The sequence below is a fragment of the Caldivirga sp. UBA161 genome, from assembly GCF_002506515.1.
Classification (GTDB): Archaea; Thermoproteota; Thermoprotei; order Thermoproteales; family Thermocladiaceae; genus Caldivirga.
Window position 1 is genome coordinate 1 of sequence record NZ_DAXS01000056.1, and the last position, 2,309, is coordinate 2,309.

General features: G+C 43.4%; 2 protein-coding genes. One reads left to right on the forward strand and one right to left on the reverse strand.

Annotated elements, in window-relative coordinates:
• Nucleotides 1–131: 131 nt before the first annotated feature.
• The gene (locus BP896_RS06485) at nt 132–986 is read right to left on the reverse strand and encodes an NAD(P)-dependent oxidoreductase (RefSeq protein WP_291766879.1); all 855 of its coding nucleotides are present in this window, start codon (nt 984–986) and stop codon (nt 132–134) included.
• 92 nt (nt 987–1,078) lie between these two features.
• On the opposite strand from BP896_RS06485, the gene BP896_RS06490 reads away from it, so the two are divergent.
• Nucleotides 1,079–2,221, forward strand: a complete 1,143-nt coding sequence (locus BP896_RS06490; protein ID WP_291766880.1) for a PLP-dependent aminotransferase family protein — start codon at nt 1,079–1,081, stop codon at nt 2,219–2,221.
• The last annotated feature ends 88 nt before the right edge of the window (nt 2,222–2,309 follow it).

Genomic DNA, 2,309 nt, shown 5'->3' on the forward strand with positions numbered 1-2,309 from the left:
ATAGTAATCATAGTAATAATCATAGCCATAATAACAGCAATAATAACATTAAGAAGAAGATAATGCTGGCATTAGTGCTATAATTATTAATTAAAACCTTTATTCTTTTTCCTTAAAAGTTAAATTAATATTTACTTCCTTTCATTAACCTTAAGTATTTCAGCTATTTCTGAGAAGTCCCTTGAGCCGTATCCAGCGGCTTCAGCTATTCTGAGTAATTCATCTATTAGCGTTATTATGGGTAGTTGAATGTCCATGGATTGTGCATATTCAAGGGCTTTATCAATAACATCCCTAGCTAGCTTCAATGAAAAAGACTCACCATAATTACCCTTAAGCATCCATGGTAACCTAGCCCTTAATTGCGCTGAGTCGGAGCCACCCATGGATAATGCCTTAACTACGGTATCTGGATCCATTCCAAGTTTACGGATTAAAGACGATACTTCAGCAAGTATTACTGTATTGGCTGTTAGTATTACATTGCTTATTAATTTAAGTGCTGTGGCTTGTTCATGATTGCCAACGTAGATTGGCGTACCTATTTGGCCTAGTATATTGCTTGATTCCTTAAATAAACCCTCATCGCCACCCACATATAGGACAAGTTCACCTCTCTCAGCCTCCCTAGGCCCCTTCTCAAGCCTAACCGATAGGTACCTTAACCCCCTCTCCCCAACAATCTTAAGTATGCTGTTTAATTCGCTGAGGCTCATTGTTGTTGTATCCAGTATTACTCCCTTAGCAGCACCAGCAATACTATTAACCACATTGTATGACTCCTTACCAGTTGGTACAGCTATTACCACGTAGTCGGCGCCATCAACGCACTTAACCATATTATTAACCACCACAACATTACTGCCGCTAAGCTTACTTGCGGTGTTTGGATCAACATCGAAGCCAAGGACCTCATGCCCCCTTCTTGATAAATTCACTGCAATACCCCTGCCCATTCTACCTAACCCTATGATGCAGACCCGCATGGATCAGGATTAGTCCTTATTATTTAATAGCTTTTCAAGTCAATTCCCTGACCGTTAACACAATTAAAGGTATGCGCCAGTGGGGTTTCTTAATGGTTAAGGTTAAGTTACCTAGGGTTGATTGGTCGCCTGTTGAGTTGGCTAGTAGGGTAAGTAGGCGTGGTGCATTCTATAATTTCGCCAGTGGTTCACCTGACCCAGGCCTAATACCAATTAGTGATGTTAAGGAGGCTGTGGAGGATGTTTTAAGTGAGTATGGTTCAAGCGCCTTATCCTACCCTGGGGCTGGGGGGTTAAGGGAGCTTAGGATTGAGGCATCCAGGTACCTAAGGGAGTACTTAGGCGTTAACGCTGACTGGAGGAGTATAATAATAACCAGTGGTGCGCAACACGCAATTAAGCTGTTGACTCAGTTACTGGTTAGGAAGGGTACTAGGGTTTATGTGGAGGATCCAACATTCTATGAGACTCTTGCACCATTCAGGTTTCAAGGGGCTAAGGTTATTGGCGTACCTATAACTGATGATGGCATGCCCACTGGTGAGGTGGTTAAGGGGATTAAGGAGGGGGATATTGTCTACACTATTCCCAACTGCCATAATCCAACGGGTACCTGCATGAGTGAGGATAATAGGAGGATCCTTATTGAGGCGGCTGAGGAGAGGGGATTCCTAATAATTGAGGATGACCCATACACTGTACTTTCATTAAATGCCCCAAGGCCACTTAGGGCAATGAGTAGTAGCATTATTTACGTGGGTACATTCTCTAAGCTGCTTGGGCCGGGGCTCAGGATTGGCTTCGTGGTTGCCCCTAATTGGCTTAGGGGGAGTTTGGAGAGGCTTGAGCAGCATGACTTCTCAACATCAACGTTAACTCAATTAATTGTGCATAGGCTTCTTAAAGGTAATACTGTTAGTAGGGTTTTAAGTAGGGTGAGGGGTTTTTACGAGGGGAAGCTTAGAATACTGGTTAATGCCTTAGATGAATACATGCCTAATTCCCTACAGTTTAAGCCAACATGCGGCTTCTACGCCTTAATTAGGCTGGGTGTTGATGCTGAGAGGCTACTTAGGAGTGCGGTTAAGGCTGGCTTAACCTATGTTCCTGCTAGGAGGTTCTTCATTAATGGTAACTTCCCTGATGCAGCCAGGTTAAGTATTGGCGTTATTAAGCCTGAGAGAATTGAGGATGGCATTAAACTCCTCTCAAACTTAATTAAGGGTATGGGCTAATCCTAGGTACAGTAACTGTAGCCCTCCACTAGGCCCATTAACCTATCCACCAACTCCCCCACTGTGAACCCCCTCTTCATTACTTCAG

Coding starts and splice junctions, on each gene's coding strand:
- BP896_RS06485 (WP_291766879.1), bottom strand. CDS start 986: ATGCGGGTCTGCATCATAGGGTTAGGTAGAATGGGCAGGGGTATTGCA.
- BP896_RS06490 (WP_291766880.1), top strand. CDS start 1,079: ATGGTTAAGGTTAAGTTACCTAGGGTTGATTGGTCGCCTGTTGAGTTG.